Origin of the sequence: Nocardia sp. CA-151230 (assembly GCF_050942175.1) — a bacterium.
GTDB lineage: Bacteria > Actinomycetota > Actinomycetes > Mycobacteriales > Mycobacteriaceae > Nocardia.
This window is the reverse complement of sequence record NZ_CP192061.1, coordinates 4,724,767-4,745,405: the sequence shown is the minus strand read 5'-3', so window position 1 is coordinate 4,745,405 and position 20,639 is coordinate 4,724,767. Positions and strand designations below refer to the sequence as shown.

Annotated in this window: 19 protein-coding genes and 2 pseudogenes; 11 read left to right on the top strand and 10 right to left on the bottom strand. The window is 67.5% G+C overall.

Annotation, left to right across the window (positions count from 1 at the left end; translation table 11 throughout):
• Window positions 1–18: 18 nt before the first annotated feature.
• Window positions 19–3,270, bottom strand: a complete 3,252-nt coding sequence (locus ACQP1O_RS22390) for a protein kinase domain-containing protein (protein ID WP_433560449.1) — start codon at window positions 3,268–3,270, stop codon at window positions 19–21.
• Between the two features lie 197 nt (window positions 3,271–3,467).
• Here ACQP1O_RS22390 and ACQP1O_RS22385 point away from each other — a divergent pair, with 197 nt between their 5' ends.
• The gene (locus ACQP1O_RS22385; RefSeq protein WP_433568017.1) at window positions 3,468–3,593 is read left to right on the top strand and encodes a hypothetical protein; all 126 of its coding nucleotides are present in this window, start codon (window positions 3,468–3,470) and stop codon (window positions 3,591–3,593) included.
• Between the two features lie 46 nt (window positions 3,594–3,639).
• Here the strand turns inward: ACQP1O_RS22385 and ACQP1O_RS22380 are convergent.
• A pseudogene (locus ACQP1O_RS22380) lies at window positions 3,640–3,819 on the bottom strand (hypothetical protein); the annotation flags it as partial.
• A pseudogene (locus tag ACQP1O_RS22375) lies at window positions 3,768–3,947 on the bottom strand (virginiamycin B lyase family protein); the annotation flags it as partial. The pseudogenes ACQP1O_RS22375 and ACQP1O_RS22380, both read right to left, overlap by 52 nt.
• Window positions 3,948–4,481: 534 nt before the next feature.
• Here ACQP1O_RS22375 and ACQP1O_RS22370 point away from each other — a divergent pair.
• Entirely contained in the window at window positions 4,482–4,811 is a 330-nt protein-coding gene (locus ACQP1O_RS22370) for a hypothetical protein (protein WP_433560448.1), read from the top strand.
• Window positions 4,812–4,846: 35 nt separating this feature from the next.
• Here ACQP1O_RS22370 and ACQP1O_RS22365 read toward each other — a convergent pair whose 3' ends face one another.
• Together ACQP1O_RS22365 and ACQP1O_RS22360 are read right to left on the bottom strand one after the other, a co-directional pair.
• Window positions 4,847–6,196, bottom strand: a complete 1,350-nt coding sequence (locus ACQP1O_RS22365; RefSeq protein WP_433560447.1) for a flavin monoamine oxidase family protein — start codon at window positions 6,194–6,196, stop codon at window positions 4,847–4,849.
• A 111-nt stretch (window positions 6,197–6,307) separates the two neighbouring features.
• Window positions 6,308–6,934 carry a TetR/AcrR family transcriptional regulator gene (locus ACQP1O_RS22360; RefSeq protein ID WP_433560446.1) on the bottom strand — a complete coding sequence of 209 codons (627 nt, stop codon included), beginning with the start codon at window positions 6,932–6,934 and terminating at the stop codon, window positions 6,308–6,310.
• A gap of 185 nt (window positions 6,935–7,119) precedes the next feature.
• On the opposite strand from ACQP1O_RS22360, the gene ACQP1O_RS22355 reads away from it, so the two are divergent.
• Window positions 7,120–8,526 carry an APC family permease gene (locus ACQP1O_RS22355; RefSeq protein ID WP_433560445.1) on the top strand — a complete coding sequence of 469 codons (1,407 nt, stop codon included), beginning with the start codon at window positions 7,120–7,122 and terminating at the stop codon, window positions 8,524–8,526.
• A 26-nt stretch (window positions 8,527–8,552) separates the two neighbouring features.
• The gene (locus tag ACQP1O_RS22350) at window positions 8,553–9,017 is read left to right on the top strand and encodes a hypothetical protein (RefSeq protein ID WP_433560444.1); all 465 of its coding nucleotides are present in this window, start codon (window positions 8,553–8,555) and stop codon (window positions 9,015–9,017) included.
• 591 nt (window positions 9,018–9,608) lie between these two features.
• On the opposite strand, the gene ACQP1O_RS22345 is transcribed toward ACQP1O_RS22350, so the two are convergent.
• Together ACQP1O_RS22345 and ACQP1O_RS22340 are read right to left on the bottom strand one after the other, a co-directional pair.
• Window positions 9,609–10,823: an NAD(P)/FAD-dependent oxidoreductase gene (locus ACQP1O_RS22345; protein ID WP_433560443.1), complete on the bottom strand. Its 1,215-nt coding sequence runs from the start codon at window positions 10,821–10,823 to the stop codon at window positions 9,609–9,611.
• Window positions 10,820–11,011, bottom strand: a complete 192-nt coding sequence (locus ACQP1O_RS22340) for a ferredoxin (RefSeq protein WP_433560442.1) — start codon at window positions 11,009–11,011, stop codon at window positions 10,820–10,822. The genes ACQP1O_RS22345 and ACQP1O_RS22340 overlap by 4 nt, the downstream gene beginning before the upstream one ends.
• Before the next feature lie 61 nt (window positions 11,012–11,072).
• Between ACQP1O_RS22340 and ACQP1O_RS22335 the strand changes: the two genes are divergently transcribed.
• Genes ACQP1O_RS22335 through ACQP1O_RS22310 form a run of 6 tightly spaced genes read left to right on the top strand, consistent with a single transcriptional unit; the run spans window position 11,073 to window position 16,767 of the window.
• Window positions 11,073–12,239, top strand: coding sequence for a thiolase family protein (locus ACQP1O_RS22335; RefSeq protein ID WP_433560441.1), 1,167 nt, complete (start codon window positions 11,073–11,075; stop codon window positions 12,237–12,239).
• A 2-nt stretch (window positions 12,240–12,241) separates the two neighbouring features.
• Window positions 12,242–12,655: a Zn-ribbon domain-containing OB-fold protein gene (locus ACQP1O_RS22330; protein WP_433560440.1), complete on the top strand. Its 414-nt coding sequence runs from the start codon at window positions 12,242–12,244 to the stop codon at window positions 12,653–12,655.
• On the top strand, window positions 12,652–13,821 hold the full coding sequence (locus ACQP1O_RS22325; protein ID WP_433560439.1) for a thiolase family protein: 1,170 nt from the start codon (window positions 12,652–12,654) through the stop codon (window positions 13,819–13,821). Before ACQP1O_RS22330 ends, ACQP1O_RS22325 begins: the two co-directional genes overlap by 4 nt.
• Window positions 13,818–15,014, top strand: coding sequence for an acyl-CoA dehydrogenase family protein (locus tag ACQP1O_RS22320; RefSeq protein ID WP_433560438.1), 1,197 nt, complete (start codon window positions 13,818–13,820; stop codon window positions 15,012–15,014). Before ACQP1O_RS22325 ends, ACQP1O_RS22320 begins: the two co-directional genes overlap by 4 nt.
• A complete protein-coding gene (locus ACQP1O_RS22315; RefSeq protein ID WP_433560437.1) occupies window positions 15,011–16,021 on the top strand; it encodes a phosphotransferase family protein in 1,011 nt (336 codons plus the stop codon). Before ACQP1O_RS22320 ends, ACQP1O_RS22315 begins: the two co-directional genes overlap by 4 nt.
• Complete coding sequence (locus ACQP1O_RS22310) at window positions 16,018–16,767, top strand: SDR family NAD(P)-dependent oxidoreductase (RefSeq protein ID WP_433560436.1); 750 nt, start codon at window positions 16,018–16,020, stop codon at window positions 16,765–16,767. Before ACQP1O_RS22315 ends, ACQP1O_RS22310 begins: the two co-directional genes overlap by 4 nt.
• Window positions 16,768–16,881: 114 nt before the next feature.
• Here the strand turns inward: ACQP1O_RS22310 and ACQP1O_RS22305 are convergent, their stop codons facing one another.
• Window positions 16,882–17,967 carry an NAD(P)-dependent alcohol dehydrogenase gene (locus ACQP1O_RS22305; RefSeq protein ID WP_433560435.1) on the bottom strand — a complete coding sequence of 362 codons (1,086 nt, stop codon included), beginning with the start codon at window positions 17,965–17,967 and terminating at the stop codon, window positions 16,882–16,884.
• Window positions 17,964–19,169: a CaiB/BaiF CoA transferase family protein gene (locus ACQP1O_RS22300; RefSeq protein ID WP_433560434.1), complete on the bottom strand. Its 1,206-nt coding sequence runs from the start codon at window positions 19,167–19,169 to the stop codon at window positions 17,964–17,966. Before ACQP1O_RS22300 ends, ACQP1O_RS22305 begins: the two co-directional genes overlap by 4 nt.
• Window positions 19,170–19,281: 112 nt before the next feature.
• Here ACQP1O_RS22300 and ACQP1O_RS22295 point away from each other — a divergent pair, with 112 nt between their 5' ends.
• Window positions 19,282–20,070 carry a crotonase/enoyl-CoA hydratase family protein gene (locus tag ACQP1O_RS22295; protein ID WP_433560433.1) on the top strand — a complete coding sequence of 263 codons (789 nt, stop codon included), beginning with the start codon at window positions 19,282–19,284 and terminating at the stop codon, window positions 20,068–20,070.
• A 6-nt stretch (window positions 20,071–20,076) separates the two neighbouring features.
• On the opposite strand, the gene ACQP1O_RS22290 is transcribed toward ACQP1O_RS22295, so the two are convergent.
• Window positions 20,077–20,637, bottom strand: a complete 561-nt coding sequence (locus ACQP1O_RS22290) for a TetR/AcrR family transcriptional regulator (RefSeq protein WP_433560432.1) — start codon at window positions 20,635–20,637, stop codon at window positions 20,077–20,079.
• Window positions 20,638–20,639: the final 2 nt, after the last annotated feature.

The following is a 20,639-nucleotide window of genomic DNA, read 5'->3' as shown; positions in this document are numbered from 1 at the left end:
CCGAGATCCCGCTTCGACCTACCGGGACTCCTCGGCGATCCAGGCCGCGATCTGCGCACGGGAGGTGAAGCCGAGCTTGGCGAGGATGTGCTCGACATGTCCCTGCGCCGTGCGCTGGGAGATCACCAGCCGGGTCGCGATCTGCTTGTTCGTCAGTCCTCCGGCGACAAGGGCGGCAACCTCGCGTTCACGCTTGGTCAGGGTCGCCGGTCCGGTGGAAGGCGTTTCAGCCACCGCTTCCTCCAGCGCGTATGCGACCGCGGCATCGAAACCCATCGACCGACCACGCCCCCATGCGGCATTGAAATGCTTGTCGCCCAGCGCCTTCCGCGCCATTCGCTCGTAATCGAGGTGGAACTGATCCAATTCCGGAAAGTAGAAGACGATACTGCCGGCGGCCGACCGCATCAGGTCGTCCGCCGCGCCCATAAGCACCGCAGCGCGCTCGCCGTCGGAATCAACCACGATCCACGCGAGCGCTTCCAGGCCGAGCGCCGCGAATATCGGATTGCGGACCCGCCGATTGAACCGAAGAGCTTCCTTCTGCAATTCCTGTGCGCGACCGCGATCGCCCTGCTGCCACACCGCGAGCCCGAGTTCCCACATCGCGAGCGACCGGAACAACCACTCACCACATGGTTCGGTGATGGACAGGATCCGCTGATAACACTCGATCGCCTGCCCGATGTCGCCCAGCCGGGCATGAATCACACCGAGGTCCAACATGGCCGATACATACCACCAGCTTCGAGTATCCGACCCGAACACTTCGATCGCACGCCCCACGCAGGACGCCGCGCGCACGGGCTCGTCGAGGTAGATCGCGAGATCCGCTTCGGCAAACGCGATCAGCGCCTCGTTCCAGGGAGTGTGGTCCTGGTCGAGTAGCGCATGTCCCTGCTCCAGCAGGGTCGCGGCGCGTTGCAAATCCCGCTGCATCGCGGCAAGGGAGATGTCGGCATACAGGGCACGGACCTGATCGGAGGTCGAGGTCGACGAGGCGCAGGGATGGGCCAGGGCCCGGTCGAGCCAGCGTCGGCCTTCGCCGAATTGCCCCCGGACGGTCCAGAACACATAGAGGGCGGACGTCGTGCGGAGCCCGGCCGCCGCCGATTCCTCGGTGTGGTCGGACTCGCAGAACTCCAGCGCCGCACGCAGGTTCGGCTCTTCGTGATGCACCCGGTTCAGCCAGGCGAGTTGTTTGTCGCTGATCAGGTCGGCCTCGGCGTCGAGCATCAGCCGCAGGCACCAATTCCGGTGCCGGCGAAGCAGGTCCGCTTCCTCACCGCTCTCCCGCAGCTTCGCCAGCCCGTAGTCCCGCACCGTCTCCAGCATCCGGAAGCGCACGACACCTTCGGGTTCTTCCCGGACGACAATCGACTTGTCCACCAACCCGGACAACGCATCGACCAGCTCGGCCGCTGCGGTCTCGGCTCCGCAGACGAGTTCGACGGCGTCTAACTCGAAACCACCCACGAATACCGACAACCGGGCCCATAGCCGTTGCTCGCCCTGGGTACACAGCTCATAACTCCAGTCGGTGCACCAGCTCAACGTCTGCTGCCGAGTCGGAGCCGTCCGGCTGCCCCGAGTCAATAGCTCGAATCGATCGGTCAGCCGCTGCAGAATCTGTTCCGGCGACATGGTCCGCATCCGGGCCGCCGCGAGCTCGATCGCCAAAGGCAACCCGTCCAACCGGGAACAGATCGCGACCACCGCGGCCTTGTTCTTCTCGGTCAGCGCGAAACCGGGCACAATCGCCGCCGCACGCTCGGAAAACAACGTCACCGCATCGTATTTCGGCAACTCTCGCAATGTCGGTTCGCGGCGCGAAGGCACGGCCAGCGGCGACAGCCGCTGAGCCATTTCGCCGCCGATATCGAGTGGCTCGCGGCTGGTTGCGAGAATCCTGACCTTCGGACACGCGTGCAACAGCGACTCGGCCAAACTCGCCACCGAATCCACGATCTGCTCGCAATTGTCCACGACGAGCAGGGTTTCGCGGGACCGCAGAGACTCCACCAGCAGATCCTCGACCGGTCGAGACGACTCCACCCGCACACCCACCGCGGCCGCGACGACATCAGCCACCAACGACGGATCGTGCACCTCGGCCAGTTCGATCACCGACACCCCGTCGGCGAACTCCCGCCGCGTCACCGAGGCCGCCCGCAGGGCCAGCCGCGTCTTGCCCACCCCACCCGGCCCGACCAACGTCACCAAACGATACCCGGTCAGCAGATTCTTGAGTTCGGACAACTCGGCACGCCTACCGACAAAGCTGGTCAGCTCGGTCAGCGGTTCGCCGTTGCCCGCAACTCGTGGAAGCGTCTGGTGCGGGATCCTGGGCGCACGCGAATCACCCTGCGGCAGAATCTCGTTGAGTTCTCGGTGCCGCTGCACCCGGCGGATCATGTCACACAGGCCTGCCACCGACGGCCGCTGCTCCGGGTCTCGATGCATCGCCGACTCCACGAGGGTGCACACCTCATCGGGAATCCCGCTGTCCCGCAGATCGGGCACCGGCTGTCGGCTGATTCGCACGAACTGGGCCACCAGCTGTTCGCCACTGCGCCGCTCATATGCCGCGTGCCCGGTCAGCGCACAGAAAAGGGTGGCTCCGAGCCCGTAGACATCCGCGGCCGGGGTCGGCGTGCGGCCCTCGAGCACCTCCGGCGCGGTGAACGCCGGCGATGCCGAAACGACGCCGGTAGCTGTCTCGAATCCACCTGCGACACGGGCGATTCCGAAGTCCGCCAAGGCCGGTTCCCCTGCATCGGTGAGCAGGATGTTGCCCGGTTTGACGTCGCGGTGCAGAATGCCGAGCCGGTGGGCGGACTCGAGTGCCCTGGCGATCCCGGCCCCGATCGTCAGCACCTCATCCACCGCAAGTGGGCCGTCCCGCCGGATCCGCGCCTCCAGCGAATCCAAGGGGTAGTACGGCATGACCAGATAGGGCCGCCCGCCACCGGTGACACCGGCCTCGAGCACGGTGGCGATATTGGGATACCCGGTCAACCGACCCATCGCCCGCTGCTCCCGCACGAACCGCGCCCGGTCCTCCTCCCCCAATTCCTCGGTCAGTACCTTCACCGCGACCGTGCGATCCAACCCCACCTGCCGGCACCGATAGACAGCACCGAAGCCACCATGACCGATCTGCTCGGCGTCCTCGAACCCGGCCGCGCGCAAGTCCGACGCGACCAACAGGCTCGCGTCACGCTGAGTTCCGAGCGGATCGTTCTCCACCATCAGCGGCGCACGATCCACTCGGCATCTGCGCAGGCGCCGGACACGACGAAGTCACCTTTCGACAGTTCCACACTAACGCCGGACGAGGAGAACGCGCGTGGGCACGAACGCGTCGCACGGTGCTCGACCGCCATCTCCGCAACCGATCCACCCGCGCCATGAACCCGTCCGAGCGTCGTGGGCGGAGCGTAGCGGAGTGTTCATCTTCCCGGTCCATGTCGCGGGTGCGCGCGGTCGAGCACGGCTACGCGGCCTGCGGTGTGTGGACGCTGGCGGGGGCGATTCGAGCCAGTGCGCCGATCTCCAATGCGGTCCACGCCGCGCCGTCGGGACGGGCGTGATGCCGTGCGGTTCGGAGTGAGGGGTGGGCAGGTCGTGGACGGTGAGGGAACCGTCGGGGGTGATCGTGCCGACGCGGTTGGCGGCCCATTCGGTGAACCAGACGGTGTCGGGGCGTCGACGGTGGCGGCGTGGGGGCGGGCGGCGCGGTCGAGAAGGGGGAACTCGGTGATCTGGCCGTCGGGGGTGATCCGTCCGATCTGACCGGCGACGATCTCGACGAACCACAGCGCGCCGTCTCGCCCGGCAGCGAGTCTTACCAGGGCTGCGGCCTCCGTCGGCAGGGGGTGCAGGGCGATCTCGCCGTTCATGCCGATGCGGCCGATGGCGTTGGCCTGGTTGAGGGTGGACCACATTCCGCCGTCGCTGCCGGCGCCTGGGGGTGAACAGGCCGAGCCCGGCGCTGATCCGGGCGGTGCCCGCCCAGCTGTACGTGTTCGACCTGCTCGGCATCGACGGCCGCTACCTGCGCTGACCTACCTCAACCGGCGTGAGCACCTCGAACGGCTGCTGCTTCCGCACGGCCCGATCCTGCTCTGATATGTGGGTTGTTCTGTCAAGGGGCAGGTGAAAGCGGTCCCGGTAACGGTGGTTGCCGGGACCGCTTTCGTGTGCGGTCGGGGTGTCTGGCCTGTGGGTCGTGTCGTGGTTGGCGACGGCGCGGTCAGACTGATATGCGCGGGTTGGTTACCGCAGGACGACGATTCGATGGGGACGGTGCCGCTTGTCTAGGGTCGGGCGTCGCAGGCGCGAAATGCGTTGCTGCCCATAGAGCAATCGCGGATCGTCCCGCACGCCGACCCGAGGGGGACGGCACCCGGTCCGCAGGCCTGCGCTGCCGCTCAGTCCTCGAGGATGGCCAGCCCAGATACGAGACGATGGTCTTGCCGGTGAACGGGGCGGTCACTGCGGCCGGCTCGGCCCTGACCGCGGTCACTTCCGCTGCCGTCACGGAGCGGCAGGTGGTGTTGACCGCGACGAAGTTCGACCGATTCGCCTGCAACGTAGCCGAAGCCGGAGAAATCCTGACCAGCCTGCGTGAGCGAGACGTCCCGTTCGGGCTCAGCAGCCAGCTCTACGACTGGGCCGACCCGTTCGGCAAGCTGTATCCGCACCCGAACACCCAGGGCATCACCGCAGCAAACCCCGCATCAGCCGCATGCAGCACTTCTGGCTGCCCTAGGGCCGGGCCAGCGCCGGTGGAATACGACAGATCTTGAATACCGTTACTCCACCGGTTCTGCAATCGCGTTGGTCAGCCGAGTTCGGTGAGCACTTCGGTCGCTGCCCGCCGACCGGAGCGGATCGCGCCGTCCATGTAGCCGTTCCAGATATCGGAGGTTTCCGCGCCCGCCCAGTGGATACGGCCCACGGGCGCCGCCAGCGCGGCGCCGTACTGTGTCCAGACACCTGCGCCGAGCCGGCCACCGTAACAACCGCGGGTGAACTCCTCGGCGGACCAATCCTGTTCGACGATGTCGAAGGGATTGGCCGCCTGGGGGCCGAAATACTTCACCAGGGCCGACACGACCATGTCCCGGCGTTGCGCAGCTGTGAGGAGCGCAGCTGCGCGTGCGTTCTTGCCTTCGAGGAAGCCGACCAGTACACCGCACGACCCGTCGGCCGGTGAGTTGTCGAAGACCACGTTGAACTCGTCGTCCATGCTGAAAACGAAGCCCCTGAGTTTGTCCTCGCGCCAGAACGGCGTGTCGTAGCCGATCTGGAATTTGATCACTGATCCGGCCGGAATCTGCTGAGTGAGCCCATCACGCTGGGCAGGCAGTGCCGGGATGTAGCGCAACCGCCCGGCCAATGTCGTCGGAATGGCAACCACGACATGGCCGCCGGTGATCCGGCCACCCTCGAAATCGACCGTCACACCGTTGCCGTCGTGGCGGATGGTCCGCACAACCGTGTTCAGGCGCACCACAGACCCCAGGTCGTCGGCGATCCGCTCGCACATCTGGTGTGTGCCGCCGACCACGCGGCTCTCTTGCGCACCACCGGCTGTGGCGATCATGGTCGCCAAACTCGTCCCGGAGCGGACATAGAACAGGAAGTGCAGCAGCGACAACTCGGGCGACTCGGCCGAGAACAAGGCCGGAACCAGCATGCGGACGAATCCCCGCGCCAGCTCGTCGTCGGTGTTGTCGACCAGCCACGTGTCCAAGGTCTGACGGTCCAGCTCATCGGCGCCGCGGGTCTCCCACGGCGCCTCGACGCTGACCTCGGCGGCCATTGTCTCGATGCGCTCCCACAGCCGCCCGAATTCGGCCGCCGACGCTGGCGGCAGGCCGAAGGTCTCGTCGTCGTACCGCACCGCGCGCCCGCCGACGACGGTCAGCGCCTCCCCGTCGTTGAAAACGTCAAAGGTCTCCAGGCCAAGTTCAGTGATCAGACCGAGCACCGCATCCTGAGTCGGGCCGACCCATTGACCGCCCATCTCGACCGGCACGCCGTTGCTGAGAAATCCGCCCATCGTCCGGCCTCCGACCCGGTCACGGGCTTCCAGCACCGCCACCGATCGACCGGCCGCCACCAGTGCGCGGGCCGCGTTCAGCCCGGCCAATCCAGCTCCGACCACTACGACGTCGACGTCATGCATTGCCACTCCTCAAATTCAGTCACTCGTATGAATTGTGTGGCGAAGGCTATCGTGAGTGTGATCCAGGCCGCAAGACCTTCTTGGAAAGATTTGTACGATTGACCGGAAAAACTAGGACGAACCTCGCGGCGCAGCAGCTGGGCGTACCCCCGCCGCCGCGACCAGCATTGCGATCGCGGCATCGAGATCTTCGGCCGAACGGGACGGGTTCGGGTCGCACACATACTGGATGATGAGCCCGTCCACTGTGGCGACGATGAGCCGGGCCAGACGTCCGAACGGGATCGTGCAAGTCTCGCCGGCAACGTGAGCGGCGTGCTGACACCATTCGGCGACGACGCTGGCATAGCGCTCGTACTGCCAGCGCGCCAAGCCCTCTTGGCCTGATGCCCGCAGCGCGTACGTGGTCAGCTCGTACTGCATCGTCTGCAGGTCGGTCCCGCCCGCGACCAGCGTGGACCAGAAGCTCTGGATGCCACTGCGGATCGCGTTCGCGAGCCCGGCCTCACCCTCGGCGGATTGCCGCAGCACCCGAGTGATCTCGTCGACTACATCTTCGATCACCGCACGCAGCAACTGCTCCTTGGACCGGAACGCGTACTGCAGAGTCCCCAGGGGGACGCCAGCCTCGGCGGCTACCGAGCGCATCGAGGTCTTGGCCACGCCGTCGCGCGCCATAGCGCGCCGCGCCGCGGTGATCATCTGCGGCCGGCGAACCGACGCTTCGACGTAAACCATGACATCTCCTTCTCGGTCAACAGACTGAAATTCTTTCACGAACGCTTGCGCTGAATCTTCGTCCACGTTTACTGTGATCCGCGTCATCTCAGTCAAGTGACTGATTCCTTCGCCTTCGTGCTCACAGGATGCCTTCCCATGCCGTCGGGCTATCAGGCATGCCTTCCCTGAAGAAAGTGACGTCCATGACCGCTCTGGACCCAGCCCGCCACCCCGATGAGGGATATTCCACAGACGCCACCATGGGAACGGCCGACATCGTGTTCTTCGTGCTCGCCGGCGTCGCCCCGATGGGTGTCGTAGTCGCCCTGCTGGTGCTGTCGATCGCCCGCGGAAACGGTGTCGGCGTGCCTGGAACCTACGTGATCGCCGGTGTGATCCTCGCGCTGTTCAGTATCGGATTTGTCCGAATGAGTCGCCGGATCAGCGACGTCGGCGGCTTCTACAGCTTCGCCCGCGCAGGCTTGGGCGCCCGAGCCGGTGGCGCGACAGCCTACGTTGCGCTGGTGGCGTACAACGCCGCTACGATCGGAATCTTCGGCACCGTGGCCTATTTCGGCAGCGAGGTATTCACGGCCCTCACCGGAACCCCGGTGCCATGGCAGATATGCGCCATGACCTTCTTCGCCATCGTTGCGATACTGGCCTATTTCAAGGTCACACTCAGCGCCAAGGTGCTCGGCGTCGCGCTGGCCGCAGAAGTGCTGGCCCTGCTCAGCTTCGACGGCGCCGTGTTGGTCCGCAACGGATTTCACGGTTTCTCCTTCGAGGTGTTCAGCCCGTCGATGGTCCTCGGCAGCGGATTCGGCGTCAGCCTGATGCTCGCGTTCGGATCGTTCGTCGGTTTCGAAGCCACCGCCCTCTACAGCGAAGAGGCCCGCCGACCCCATCGGACCGTACCGCGGGCAACCTACATCTCACTCGCCATCATCAGCGGCTTCTATCTGATCACCACCTGGGCCGCGATCTCGGCCTACGGTGCCGACCGCGCGAAGGCCGTCGCCGAGGCCAATCCCCAGAGCTTCCTCTTCGACGCCGGCACCGACTATCTCGGCACAGCATTCACCGACCTTCTCCAGATCCTCGTGATGACAAGCCTTTTCGCAGCGTTCCTGGCCTTTCACTGCAACACCGCCCGCTACCACGTCGCCCTGGCCCGCGACGGCCTGCTGCCGAACTCACTGGCACGACTGCATCCCACGCACGGCTCCCCAGTGCGCGCCAGCGCATTCCAGCTCACGCTCCTCGCCGCCACGACACTAGGATTCACGCTCTCAGGCCGCGACCCATACCTCGACATGGGCATCAGCCTCTACGGACTCGGCATCCTAGGAATCGTTGCCCTGCAAGCCATCGCTGCCGCCTCGATCGTCGGCTTCTTCCTGCGCGAACGACGCGGCGAATCGATCGGAGCCGCCATCGTGGCCCCCGCACTCGGCGGCCTCGGCCTCGCAGCCGGACTCGCCCTCATGATCGCCAACTATCCAACCCTGACCGGCAACACCCTCCTCTGGGTCAACTCCCTGCCCTGGTCGCTGCTGCTGGCAGCTCTCACCGGCGCCGCTGTCGCCGCGATCCGTACCCATCGATGAAATCACCACTCCAGAAAGGCAATTCAATGAACATCGCCCGAATCGCAACCGCCGTCGCCGCCAGCGCGTGTCTGGTCACACTCGCGGGCGGAGCCGCCCAGGCGGCACCCACGACCGCCGATACCCCCGCCCCACTCCAGAATGTCGACGCCGCTGCCGATTTCGACAATGGGCTGGCGAAGGTGGCGACCCAGTTCGGCCTCGCCGCTGGCGTCGGCACCATGGGTGGCGGGCTCGTAGGCATGGGCATCGGCTGCGTCGCAGGCGCCCTCACCGGCGGATTCGTCGCCCTGCCCACAGGCCCGATCGCCTTGCCTGCCGCAGTGTTCGGATGCCTCGTCGGCGCCAGCGTCGGTGCAGGCATCGGCGGTGCACTCGGTGGCGCCATGCTCGGCATCCCGGTTGGTCTGTCCAGCGGATCGGCAATGTACAACACGATCACGACCCCTAACGCCGACAGCGCTACCGGGAGCGAGAAGGACAGCCGTTAGCCACCTGTTGTACGGCAACGCGCGTGTACGGCAACGCGCGTTTGCTGCGCGCCGAGCGGTAAATGGGGTAGGCCTGGGTCTGCTCGCTGTAGTAGGCGCTGCGGCGAGCAACGGTCCAACGAGAACCTGGTAGCGATGGGTTGCTAGACGCCGGGCCTCAAGCAATGCACGGCGTATCTCACCTACGCGATAGTCGGACCGCTGGCAAAGCAGCCTGAATCCGTCTGACGGAACTCCGTGATTTCGGTCTACCCGGACCGAAATCGCGAAGTCAGGTCAGGACCTTTGTCCCTGTCGGGGCGTTCGAGGAGTGCCTGACTGGCAGCCCACACGCCCCTGACCCCTAGCGGAAGTCCGCAGTTCACGGTGTATGACGCCTGTGGATAACCTACGGGCCGCTCCAGTGAAACGTTCGCCACCCAGCTACGGAGCCGCCGAAGGTGCCGCTGCCTCAATTAGCTTCCGCGACAGGGTCTCCCGCGCTGTGTCGAGTCGAAATCGTTACCGACGGGCATCGATGCCGAACACGTCGCGCTCGCACCGTGGCTGATGACCCCTCCGGTCGGTGATTGGCTGTGTCGGGTGTGGCGGTCAGGAGGCCCGCTCGGCTCGCCACAGTGCGGCCCGTTGCTGGGCGAAGGTGACAGCGGATTGCCACGGGGTGCGTTCGGCGATCAGGGCGCGCAGCTTCATGATGTCGGGTTGACCGTTCAATGTCAGTGCGCCCGTGAGGTATTCGCCATTGCCGTACAGTGCGAGGAAGCGCCCGTGCTCGGGTGAGCCGAGGACCTCGAATTCGGTGGCGTCAGGTACCCCGGCGAATTGGATGCGGGATCCGTACCAGTCCGACCAGAAGTAGGGGATCGTGCTGTAGACCGTCGCGTGTGCCGGGTCGACGGCATTGCGTCCGGCCACCGCCCCCTGTTCCTGGGCGCTGGTCCAGTGCTCCAGTCGCATCGGACGGTCGAAGGCCGGGTTGTGCCAGCGTGCGACATCGCCCGCGGCGTACACCCCGGCGGCCGCCATCAGGGTCATGTCGCAGGCTATCCCGTTGTCGAGCTCGAGTCCGGAGCCTTCCAGCCAGCCCGTCGCGGGCGCGGCCCCGATGCCCAACACGACCAGGTCGGCCTCGATCACCGAACCGTCGATCAGCCGCACGCGTTCCACGTGCCCATCGCCCTCGATGGCCGATACCTCCACGCCGCACCGCAGATCGGTGCCGTTGAGCGTGTGCAGGCGCGCGCAGGCCGCCCCCATGACGTCGCCGACGGCGCGCGCCAGGGGGGTGTGCTGGGCCTCCAGCACCGTCACTGTGAGGCCGCGTTTCCTTGCGCCCGAGGCGATTTCGGATCCGATGAAGCCCGCGCCGACGATGACCGTACGGGCTCCCGCGTCGAGTGCGGCGCGGACCGCGCGCGCGTCGTCGAGCGTGCGCAGGGTGTGGACCCCGGTCAGCCGGTCGGTGGCGGGCATTGCGCGCGCGGTCGCGCCGGTGGCGATCACCAGCCCGTCGTACTCGATCGTGTCGCCGCCACAGTCGACGGTTCGCCGGTCGAGGTCCAACCCGGTGGCCGGTTGTCCGAGCCGCAGCTGCACACCCAGGTCGTGTAGTTCGCCGCGGGTGCGATACAGCGGCACTTCCGGTTCCGGTGCATCCAGGTACGCCTTGGACAGCGGAGGCCGGTCGTAGGGGAGGTGCTTTTCCGCGCCGATCAGCGTGATCTCACCGTCGAATCCCGCCTTGCGCGCGCTTTCGACGGCTCGCAGACCTGCCAGCGACGCGCCGACAACGACCAGGCGTTTCATCGGAGCAACCGCAACGCGAAGGTCGGGCAGCCTTCGATGGCCGACTCCACCTGTGCGCGTTCGGTTTCGGTGACCTCGTCCTTCATCAGGATCAGGTCGCCGTGCTCGTCGACCTCGAAGAACTCGGGTGCGAGGGATTCGCAGAGACCCAGACCGGTGCACTTGGTGCGATCGACTACTACCTTCATGACGCAACCATAACACACTCTATGGTATGGTCCGGAAAGTATGAATCGAAGGGAGCCGGTCGTGGGCAATACCGGTCGGGCCGCCATCGCGGGTCTCGGCATCACCGATGTCGGCAAGGTGTACGGCCGCAGTGCCACCGATTTCGCCGCCGATGCCGTTCGCCGCGCCGCGGCAGACGCCGGGCTGGCGGTATCGGACGTAGACGGGCTGCTGGTCTCAGCGGGGATGAAGCGCGATGTGTCGATCACGCTGGCGAATGTGCTTGGGCTGCGCGATCTGCGGCTGCTCGCCGAGATGAACGCCTTCGGTGCCTCGGCCGGCGCTATGGTCTCCTACGCCGCGGCGGCGGTCACCAGTGGTGCGGCCGAGGCGGTGGCGTGCGTCTTCGCGGACGCGCCGCTGAGGCCGAAGGAATCGGCGGGTGCCGCCTACACCGCGCGCGGCCGCAAACCACCCACCGGATTCGCCAGTTTCTCGATCGCGAGCGGCATCACCAACGCGAATGCCAAATACGCCCTCGCCACGCGCCGGCACATGGAGACCTACGGCACGACCAGTGCGCAACTGGGGCAGATCGCGGTGGCCCAGCGGGCGTGGGCGACGCTGAATCCGCTTGCGCAGCTGCGGGATCCGATCACGATCGAGGATCATCAGAGCTCGCGGTGGATCGCCGAGCCGCTGCACCTGCTGGACTGCTGTCTCGTCTCCAACGGCGGTGCGGCGGTCATCGTCACCACCGCCGAACGTGCCCGCTCGCTCGCCCAGCCCGCGGTGGAGATCCTGGGCTGGGGGCAGGGCCATCCGGGACAGGTGGCCGAACGAGGCTCGGACTTCGGATTGCGCACGGGCGCGGCGGTTTCCGGCCCCACGGCGCTGAAGATGGCCGGGGTCACCGTGGACGACATCGATGTCCTCGAACTCTACGACTGCTACACCTTCACGGTCCTGATCACCCTCGAGGACTACGGATTCTGCGATAAGGGCGAAGGCGGGGCGTTCGTCGCGGAGCCGGGGCGGCTCGGCCCCGGCGGCACGCTGGCACTGAATACCGGTGGAGGACAGCTGTCGTCCTACTACCTGTGGGGCATGACACCGCTCACCGAGGCCGTCATTCAGGCGCGCGGACGGGCCGGGGAGCGGCAGGCGCCCAGCAATGACCTGGTCATGGTCAGTGGCAACGGCGGCATTCTCGACCATCATTCGACCCTCGTGCTGAAGGGAGCGTGACCATGGAGATTTCCGGTCCACCGATAGTGCCCGACGAACGGAGCGCCGAATTTTTCGCCGCCGCCGCGGAAGACCGACTGGTCATCCGCCACTGCCGCAACTGCGCCCACCTGCTCGGGCTGGAGGCGCGCACCTGCTCCTGGTGCGGCAGCGGCGATCTGGAGTGGTGGCGCGCGTCGGGTGCGGGGCAGCTGGTGACGTGGTCGGTGGTGCATCATCCGCCGCATCCGGCTTTCGCGGCGGAGGTGCCGTTCCCGATCGGCATGGTCGAACTTGTCGAAGGCCCCTGGCTGACCGTGCGCCTCGCCGGGGTTCCCCTGTCGGCGTTGCGGATCGGTCTGCCCATGCGGGCCGCTTTCGTGCACCCGGCCGAAGGCGATTCCTACCCCGTATTCGTTCCCGAAGGAGAACTATGAGATCGGCTGTCATCGTCGATGCGATCCGCACCCCGTCCGGAAGGGGCAAGGCCGGGGGAGGGCTGTCCGGCACCCACCCCGCGTCGCTGTTCGCCGGAGTGCTCGGCGAACTGATCGCCCGCAATGATCTCGACCCGGCCCTGGTCGACGACGTGATCGGCGGCTGTGTCACCCAGAGCGGGGAGCAGGCGCTCAATATTTCGCGCACGGCTCTGCTCGCGGCCGGGTTCCCGGAATCGGTTCCGGCGACCACCGTCGATCGCCAGTGCGGATCGTCGCAGCAGGCAGCGCATTTCGCCGCGCAGGGCGTGATCGCCGGGGCGTACGACATCGCGATCGCGGGTGGCGTGGAATCCATGTCCCGGGTGCGGATGTTCTCCAGCACCCAGGGCCAGGACGCCAACCGCGGACCGATCGCGCATCGGTACCCGGATGGTCTGGTCCAACAGGGAATCTCGGCTGAGATCATCACCGCCCGATGGGGATTCGACCGCACCGCGCTCGACGAGTTCGCGGCCCGTTCGCACCGCCTGGCCGCCGCGAGCGCCGCCGCCGGGGGCTTCGGCAACGAGCTTGTGGCCGCGGGCGCGCTCGCCGCCGACGAGACGATTCGGCCGTCCACCACCGTCGAAGGGCTGTCGGTACTGAAACCGGCGTTCGCCGACGCCGAATCCCAGGCGCGCTTTCCGGAGATCGAGTGGTCGATCACCCCGGGCAACTCCTCGCCCCTGACCGACGGCGCGTCGGCCGCGCTGATCATGAGCGAGGACAAGGCCGCCCAACTCGGCCTGACGCCCCGGGCGCGGTTCCACTCGTTCGCGGTGTCCGGTGACGACCCGCTGCTCATGCTGACCGCGGTGATCCCCGCGACCCGCAAGGTGCTGGCCTGGGCCGGACTGTCCCTCGACGACATCGACGCCTATGAGGTCAATGAGGCCTTCGCGCCGGTGCCGCTGGTGTGGGCGAAGGAACTCGGGGCCGATCCGGACCGGCTGAACCCACGCGGCGGCGCGATCGCGCTCGGACACCCGCTGGGCGCCTCCGGCACCCGCATCCTGGCCACGCTGCTCAACCACCTCGAACAGACCGGCGGCCGCTACGGACTCATGACCATGTGCGAGGCCGGCGGGATGGCGAACGCCACCATTATCGAGCGACTCTCATGACGATCTCCTTCGCCCATTCCCCCACGGTCACCGACGCCGTGGCTCGCACCCGCGACTATGTCCGCGATGTGGCGCTGCCCACCGAGACGGCCTTCCGCGGCAACGCGCACGAGTTGACCGACATGCAGCGCAAGGAGCTGCAGGAGCGCGCCCGGGAATACGGCGTCTTCGCTCCGCACATCAGCACCGCGTTCGGCGGTCTCGGATTCGATATGCGCGACCGCGCACCAGTTTTCGAGGCCGCGGGCTATTCGCTCTTCGGTCCCCTCGGCATGAACTGCGCCGCCCCCGACGAGGGCAATACGCACCTACTGGAGCAAGTCGCCTCCGAGGAGCAGAAGCAACGATTCCTGCGCCCGTTGGCCGCCGGTGAGATTCGGTCCTGCTTCGCCATGACCGAGCCCGCGCCAGGCGCCGGTTCCGATCCGACCGCCCTGGCCACCCGCGCCGAACGCACCTCCGCGGGCTGGCTCATCAACGGCCGCAAATGGTTCATCACCGGCGCGAACGGCGCGAGCTTCGCCATCGTGATGGCCCGCACCGCCGGCGAGCCCGGGTCCCGCGGCGGGGCCACCATGTTCCTGGTCGATACCGCGACACCGGGATTCACCCTGGTCCGCGATATCGACACCCTCGACGAGTCCATGTTCGGCGGTCATTGCGAGCTGGTGCTCGACAATCTCGAGGTCGGCCACGACGCCGTACTGGGCGCGGTGGACCAGGGCTTCGACTATGCCCAGGTCCGGCTCGGCCCGGCCCGCATGACGCACTGCATGCGTTGGCTGGGAACCGCGCGGCGGGCGGCCGACTACGCCGCCGACCGGGCCGCGACCCGAAAAGCGTTCGGCGGCAGGCTCGGTGACCTCGGCATGGTGCAGCAGCTCATCGCCGACAACGAGATCGACATCGAGACCAGCCGGGCCATCACCCTCAAGGCCTGCTGGAACATCGATGCGGGAGTGTCCTCCGCGCAGATCACCTCGATCGCCAAAACCTTTGTGGCAGAGGCGGTCAATCGCGTCGTGGACCGCTCGTTCCAGATCTGCGGCGCGCTCGGTGTGTCCGGTGACGCACCGCTGGCCCGGCTCTACCGGGAGGTGCGTCCGTTCCGCATCTACGACGGCCCGTCCGAAACCCATCGCTGGGCGATCGCACGACGGGTGCTTCGCGAGGTCGAACGGCGGGGCCGGTGACACCCGCCGGGCTGGATCTGCCCGCGCTGCAACGGTATTTCGACGAGCACGTCCCCGGTACCGCCGGGCCGCTGCGCGCGGGATTGCTGCAGGGCGGCAAGTCCAACCTCACCTACCGGCTCTCCGACGGCGTCCACGACTGGGTGCTGCGCCGCCCGCCGCTGGGCCCGCTGACGCCGACCGCCCACGACATGGCCCGCGAGTTCCGCATCGTCGCCGCGCTGGCCGGATCGGGCGTGCCGGTGGCGCGCGCGGTCAGCCTGTGTGAGGACGAGGCGGTGATCGGAGTGCCGTTCGCGGTCGTCGATCATGTCGCCGGACGCACCCTGCGCGACGGCGACGAGGCGGCGAGGCTTAGCAGCGCGCAGGCGGCAACCTGCGCGGCCGCCCTCGTCGACACGCTGGCCGCTCTGCACACCGTGGACTTCACCGCCGCCGGACTGTCCGAATTCGGGCGTCCAACCGGCTATCTGGAACGGCAGGTGCGGCGCTGGCGCGGCCAATGGGACCGGGTCGCGACCCGCGAGCTCTCGACCGTCGACCGGCTCGCCGACGCCCTGCGCGCAAACCTTCCGGCCTGGTCGGAGGCCGCCATCGTGCACGGCGACTACCGGCTCGACAACACCATCCTCAGCGCCGATCTCACCCGGGTCGCCGCGGTGATCGACTGGGAGATGGCCACCCTCGGCGATCCGCTCGCGGATCTCGGCCTGCTGCAGGTCTATTGGGATCCCCGCACCGAGCCGGTGCTCGGGGTGCAGCACGCACCCACCGCCAATCCCGGCTTCCCGTCCGCCGCGGATCTGGCCGAACGGTACTCGATGGCCACCGGTCGCGATGTCGGCGGGCTGTCGTTCCACCGGGCGCTCGGGTACTTCAAACTGGCCGTCATCGCGGAGGGGATCCACCAGCGCTTCCTCGCGGGCAAGACGGTCGGGGCTGGTTTCGACCAGGTGGGCCGGGCGGTGCCGGTCCTGTTCGACGCCGGACTGGACACGCTCTCATGAGCCCACCGGCGCGGCGCAGCGCCCTGGTGACCGGCGGCTCGCGGGGCATCGGCGCGGAGATCGCGGCCCGGCTGGCCGCCGAAGGCTACGACCTCACGATCGCGGCCCGCGATCCCGAGACGCTCGAGCGCACCGCCGCCCGGCTGCGCGAGCGGGGCGCGGGGGAGGTGTACCCGACTGTCGCAGCGATGAACGATCTCGACCAGGTGCGAAACCTGGTGCGCGGGCATGGTGAACGGTTCGGTGGCATGAACGTGCTCGTCATGAGCGCGGGCACCGGCACGGCGGGCCGGGTGGCCGACATGGCCCCCAAAACGTATGAGCGGATGCTGGACATCAACTTCCGGGCGCCGCTGACCCTCATCCAGACGGCGCTCCCCCTGCTGCGGTCCAGCGCCGCCGCGGATCCCGGCCGAGGCGCGAAAATCATTGCGCTGGCCTCGATCACGGGCGTGGTGGGGGAACCCGGATTAGCCGCCTACGGTGCGACCAAATCGGCGCTGATCTCGCTGTGCGAGACGGTGTCGCTGGAGGAGTCTCGTCACGGTGTGGCTGCCACCGCGTTGTCACCGGGGTACGTCGACACCGATATGACCGTCTGGAAGCATGACGTCCTCGATCCCGCGGCCATGCTCACCACCGCGGATATCGCGGAGCTGGCGCTGGCGGTCACCCGGTTGTCGGCGGCGGCCGTGGTGCCCAATATCGTCGTCGCCCGCGCGGGCGATCAGCTCTGGCGGGCCTGACCGGTTCCACTCGAAACAGACTGGGCCCGGCACGAATTCGTGCCGGGCCCAGTCGCCGTGCGGGTGGGGAGGGCGGCTCAACGACCTGACCCACGCGCCGGATCGGGAGGGTGCTCAGGGAATGAGCACCGCTTTGATGACGCTGCCGCGATGTAGCGCACGCTCGGCGTCGTTGATCTCCGACAGAGGATACGTGCGGATGAACTCGTCGAACGGAAAGTCGCCACGCCGCCAGTATTCGATCAGCCGCGGAATGAACCGGCGCGGCACGGCGTCGCCCTCGACGATGCCCTTGATCGTGCGCCCGACGGCCAGCTGCATCGGGTCGATGGTCAGGTCGCCGCGTTGCGCGCCGACCAGGCCGCACACACCGACCGGGTTCAGGGCGTTGATCGCCGCGCTGATCACCTCGGGGACGCCGGTGGTGTCGAGCGCGTAGTCCGCGCCGCCGGTCGCCCGCCGCAGCTGCTTGCCCAGATCGCCGAGGATGCCGTCGAAAGTGTGTGTCGCACCGTGTTTCACGGCCAGCTCGAGCCGGTCGGGATTGCGGTCGACGGCGACGATGGTGCGTGCGCCCGCGATTCGGGCCGCCAGGATGGCGGCCATGCCCACGGCGCCGACTCCGAGCACCACCAGGCTGGAATCGGGCTGCACCGCCAGCGAGTTCAGCACCGCACCGGCCCCGGTCTGGAAGCCGCAGCCCAGTGGGCCGAGCAGTTCCAGGGGGAGATCATCGTCCACCTTCACCGCATTGCGGGCCTCGGCGACGGCGTAGGTGGCGAACGACGACTGTCCGAACCATCGGGCCGAAACGGGCTGTCCGGCAGCGTCTTCGGCGCTCGTCGAACCGTCGATGCGGCGGCCCGACAGATTGCGCGGGAAGAACGTGGTGCAGTAGGCGGGACGATCGGTCGCGCAGCTGCGGCATGCACCGCACGAATCGAACGACAGTACAACATGATCGCCCACGGCCAGCTCCGTGACGCCGGAGCCGACCGCGGTGATCACGCCGGAACCCTCGTGCCCGCAGACGATCGGCATCGGGATGCCGGGCGCGACCCGGGGCAGCAGATCGGTATGGCACAGTCCCACGCCCGCGACCCTCAACGCGATCTCGCCCGGCCCGGGCTCGAGCAGCGTGATCGGCTCGATGATGAACGGGCCCTGGGGTTCTCGCAGTACCGCCGCGGTCGCCCTCATCGATGCGCCGGTGTGGGAGCGAGGAACTCGTCATTGTGCGCACCGGCCGCCGGCGGGACGGTGACGCCCGCCGCGGTGAAGCTCTGGTATCGGGCCGGGGTGCGAATGAGCGCGACCGCGCTCGCACCGTCGCCGACCGACACCGCGAGCTCGTTCTCGGCGAACAACTCCGTGGCCACGACCTGCTTCCAGGAGTAGGCGAGGGTCGCCATGAGACCGGCCGCATGCAGCAATTCGACCCATTCGGCGGCCGACCGAGCGGCCAGCGCGGCCTCGAGTTCGGTGCGCAGCTCGTCGAAATTGATCGAACGCAGACGCTGATCGGTGAAGCGTTCGTCGTCCGCGAGCTCGGGACGTCCCAGCACCTCGCACAACTTCAGCCAATGCTTGGGGACATACGCGCTCAGCACCAGGAAGCCGTCCGCGGCCCGGAACGCCTCCGACGGCTGGGTCGCGAACGCGACCTGCTTGCGGGGCTTCGCGCCGGTCGCCGCGTCCGGTTTCGGTGCTGCCGTCGCGGAATTCGGTTCTTTGTTCAGATGCAGGGTCAGTTGATTGGCCTGCAGGCTGATCGCGACGTCGTACATGGCCACCCGCACCACGTCGGCGACACCGTGCCGTTCGCGGTTGAGCAGCGCGGCCAGCACCGCCTGGGCGAGCACATGCCCGCTCGCGCCGTCGACCAGCTGGAACGGGACGATCTGGGGTCCGCCGTCGGCGCGCCGCAGACCCGTGGTCATGCCGGACTCGGCCTGCACCATGAGATCGAGCCCGGGGCGGCCGCTGCGCGGGCCGTTGCCGCCGTAGGCGGACAGTCGCGCGTACACCAGCCTCGGATTGCGTTGCCGCAGTTCATCGGGACCGAACCCCAGTTTTTCCATCACACCGGGGCGGAAGGCCTCGAGGATGACGTCGGCGGTGTCTGCCAGTCGCATCACCGCGTCCTTGCCCGCCTCGGTTGCGAGGTCCACCATCACCGACTTCTTGCCGCGATTGTTGGGCAGGAAATAGGTGGCCAGCGGCTTGCGTCCGGGCAGCACCGAGGTGATTCGGCGGGCGGCCTCACCGCCCGGCGCCTCGATCTTGATGACCTCGGCGCCCAGGTCCACCAGGACCTGTCCGGCCAGCGGACCCGCGACGTTCTGGGTGAAATCCAGTACCCGGAAGCCGTCGAGCGGGCGTGGGGTGTCGGTGCTCGGCATCGGCACAACCTTCCATAACGTACTCTATGGTGTTGTCAAACCATAACTCAGAATATGGTGCGATGTCCATGCGTCGCCACGGCGCGAACCCCTATCGAAAGGACTACGACCCATGCTCGAAAGCCCTGCTGCCGTATTGGAACGTCGCGGGCCCATCGCGGTGATCACCCTCAATCGGCCCGGCGCCCTCAACGCGGTGAACGGCGCGCTGTCCACCGCGGCCGGACTGGCGCTCGACGAGTTCGCCCGCGATCGCGAGTTGCGCGTCGCGGTGATCACCGGTGCGGGGCGGGCCTTCTGCGCCGGAGCGGATCTCAAAGCGCTGGCAGCGGGGGAGCGCATCCACGCCGAGGGGCACGAGGAGTGGGGATTCGCCGGTCTGGTCAAGCATTTCGTCGACAAGCCGGTGATCGCGGCGGTCAACGGGTTCGCCCTGGGCGGCGGCACGGAGATCATGCTTGCCTGCGATCTGGCCGTGCTCGCCGACGACGCGAAACTCGGCCTGCCGGAAGTGAAACGGGGCCTCGCGGCGGCCGCGGGCGGCCTGCTGCGACTACCGCGGCAGATTCCGCTCAAACTCGCGCTCGGGGTCGTGCTCACCGGCGAACCGATCGACGCGGCCACGGCCGCCCGCTGGGGGCTGGTGAACCGGGTCGTACCGGCTGCGGAGGTGCTCGATACCGCGCTGGAGTTGGCCGCGCGCATCGCGGCCAATGCCCCGCTGCCGGTCCGGGCCAGTAAGCGAGTCGCCTACCGAGCGGCCGATTTCGGCGCGGATTGGAGTGACGAGCTGTGGGAGATGAACGCCGCGGAACTGGGTCCGGTCTTCCGCAGTGGCGACGCGCGGGAGGGCGCGCGAGCCTTCGCCGAGAAGCGAACGCCGCAGTGGCGCGGCGAATAGCGGGCGTCAGGCGCGCTGTTCCGCGGCGACGTGCGAGTTGATCAGCCGGAGGTACTCGTCGAGCAGCGCGCCGAGGTCGTCATGATGCCCGGCCGCGGCCAATTGCTGGTAGCCGGTGAGCATCGCCATGCCCAGTGAGGTGAGGGTCTTGGCGAGTTTGCGGTCACCGACCACGCCGCCGATGGCCTTGCCCACCGTCTTGCGGCGGGCGTCGTCGACGCGGCGCTGCACGGCCCGCACGGACTCGTCGTTCGCACCCCAGGCGCGGATGGCGGCTTCGGCCTCGTGGTGCAGGTCGATGGTCAGCTCGCGCAGCTTCTCGACGTCGGCTTCCGGTGTGGTGCCACCGAATTGCATGTCGCGGAGCTTCTGCACCTGCAGGTTCTCCCAGTACGCGAGCAGGGCGTCGACATAGCCCTGCCAGCTGCCGAAGTGGTGGTAGAAGGAGCCGCTGGTGACGCCGAGGTTCTTGACGAGCACGCCGATATTGAGGCCCTTGAATCCGGCCTGCGCCAGAGTCTCGAGTCCGAACTCGAAGTACTGGTCCTTGTTCACCACGCGCGACATGC

Excerpts from the sequence above, each read along its gene's own strand:
- ACQP1O_RS22385 (WP_433568017.1), top strand. The coding sequence starts at position 3,468 with ATGTCGCGGGTGCGCGCGGTCGAGCACGGCTACGCGGCCTGCGGTGTG.
- ACQP1O_RS22365 (WP_433560447.1), bottom strand. The coding sequence starts at position 6,196 with ATGCATGACGTCGACGTCGTAGTGGTCGGAGCTGGATTGGCCGGGCTG.
- ACQP1O_RS22360 (WP_433560446.1), bottom strand. The coding sequence starts at position 6,934 with ATGGTTTACGTCGAAGCGTCGGTTCGCCGGCCGCAGATGATCACCGCG.
- ACQP1O_RS22355 (WP_433560445.1), top strand. The coding sequence starts at position 7,120 with ATGACCGCTCTGGACCCAGCCCGCCACCCCGATGAGGGATATTCCACA.
- ACQP1O_RS22350 (WP_433560444.1), top strand. The coding sequence starts at position 8,553 with ATGAACATCGCCCGAATCGCAACCGCCGTCGCCGCCAGCGCGTGTCTG.
- ACQP1O_RS22345 (WP_433560443.1), bottom strand. The coding sequence starts at position 10,823 with ATGAAACGCCTGGTCGTTGTCGGCGCGTCGCTGGCAGGTCTGCGAGCC.
- ACQP1O_RS22340 (WP_433560442.1), bottom strand. The coding sequence starts at position 11,011 with ATGAAGGTAGTAGTCGATCGCACCAAGTGCACCGGTCTGGGTCTCTGC.
- ACQP1O_RS22330 (WP_433560440.1), top strand. The coding sequence starts at position 12,242 with ATGGAGATTTCCGGTCCACCGATAGTGCCCGACGAACGGAGCGCCGAA.
- ACQP1O_RS22325 (WP_433560439.1), top strand. The coding sequence starts at position 12,652 with ATGAGATCGGCTGTCATCGTCGATGCGATCCGCACCCCGTCCGGAAGG.
- ACQP1O_RS22320 (WP_433560438.1), top strand. The coding sequence starts at position 13,818 with ATGACGATCTCCTTCGCCCATTCCCCCACGGTCACCGACGCCGTGGCT.
- ACQP1O_RS22310 (WP_433560436.1), top strand. The coding sequence starts at position 16,018 with ATGAGCCCACCGGCGCGGCGCAGCGCCCTGGTGACCGGCGGCTCGCGG.
- ACQP1O_RS22305 (WP_433560435.1), bottom strand. The coding sequence starts at position 17,967 with ATGAGGGCGACCGCGGCGGTACTGCGAGAACCCCAGGGCCCGTTCATC.
- ACQP1O_RS22300 (WP_433560434.1), bottom strand. The coding sequence starts at position 19,169 with ATGCCGAGCACCGACACCCCACGCCCGCTCGACGGCTTCCGGGTACTG.
- ACQP1O_RS22295 (WP_433560433.1), top strand. The coding sequence starts at position 19,282 with ATGCTCGAAAGCCCTGCTGCCGTATTGGAACGTCGCGGGCCCATCGCG.
- ACQP1O_RS22290 (WP_433560432.1), bottom strand. The coding sequence starts at position 20,637 with ATGTCGCGCGTGGTGAACAAGGACCAGTACTTCGAGTTCGGACTCGAG.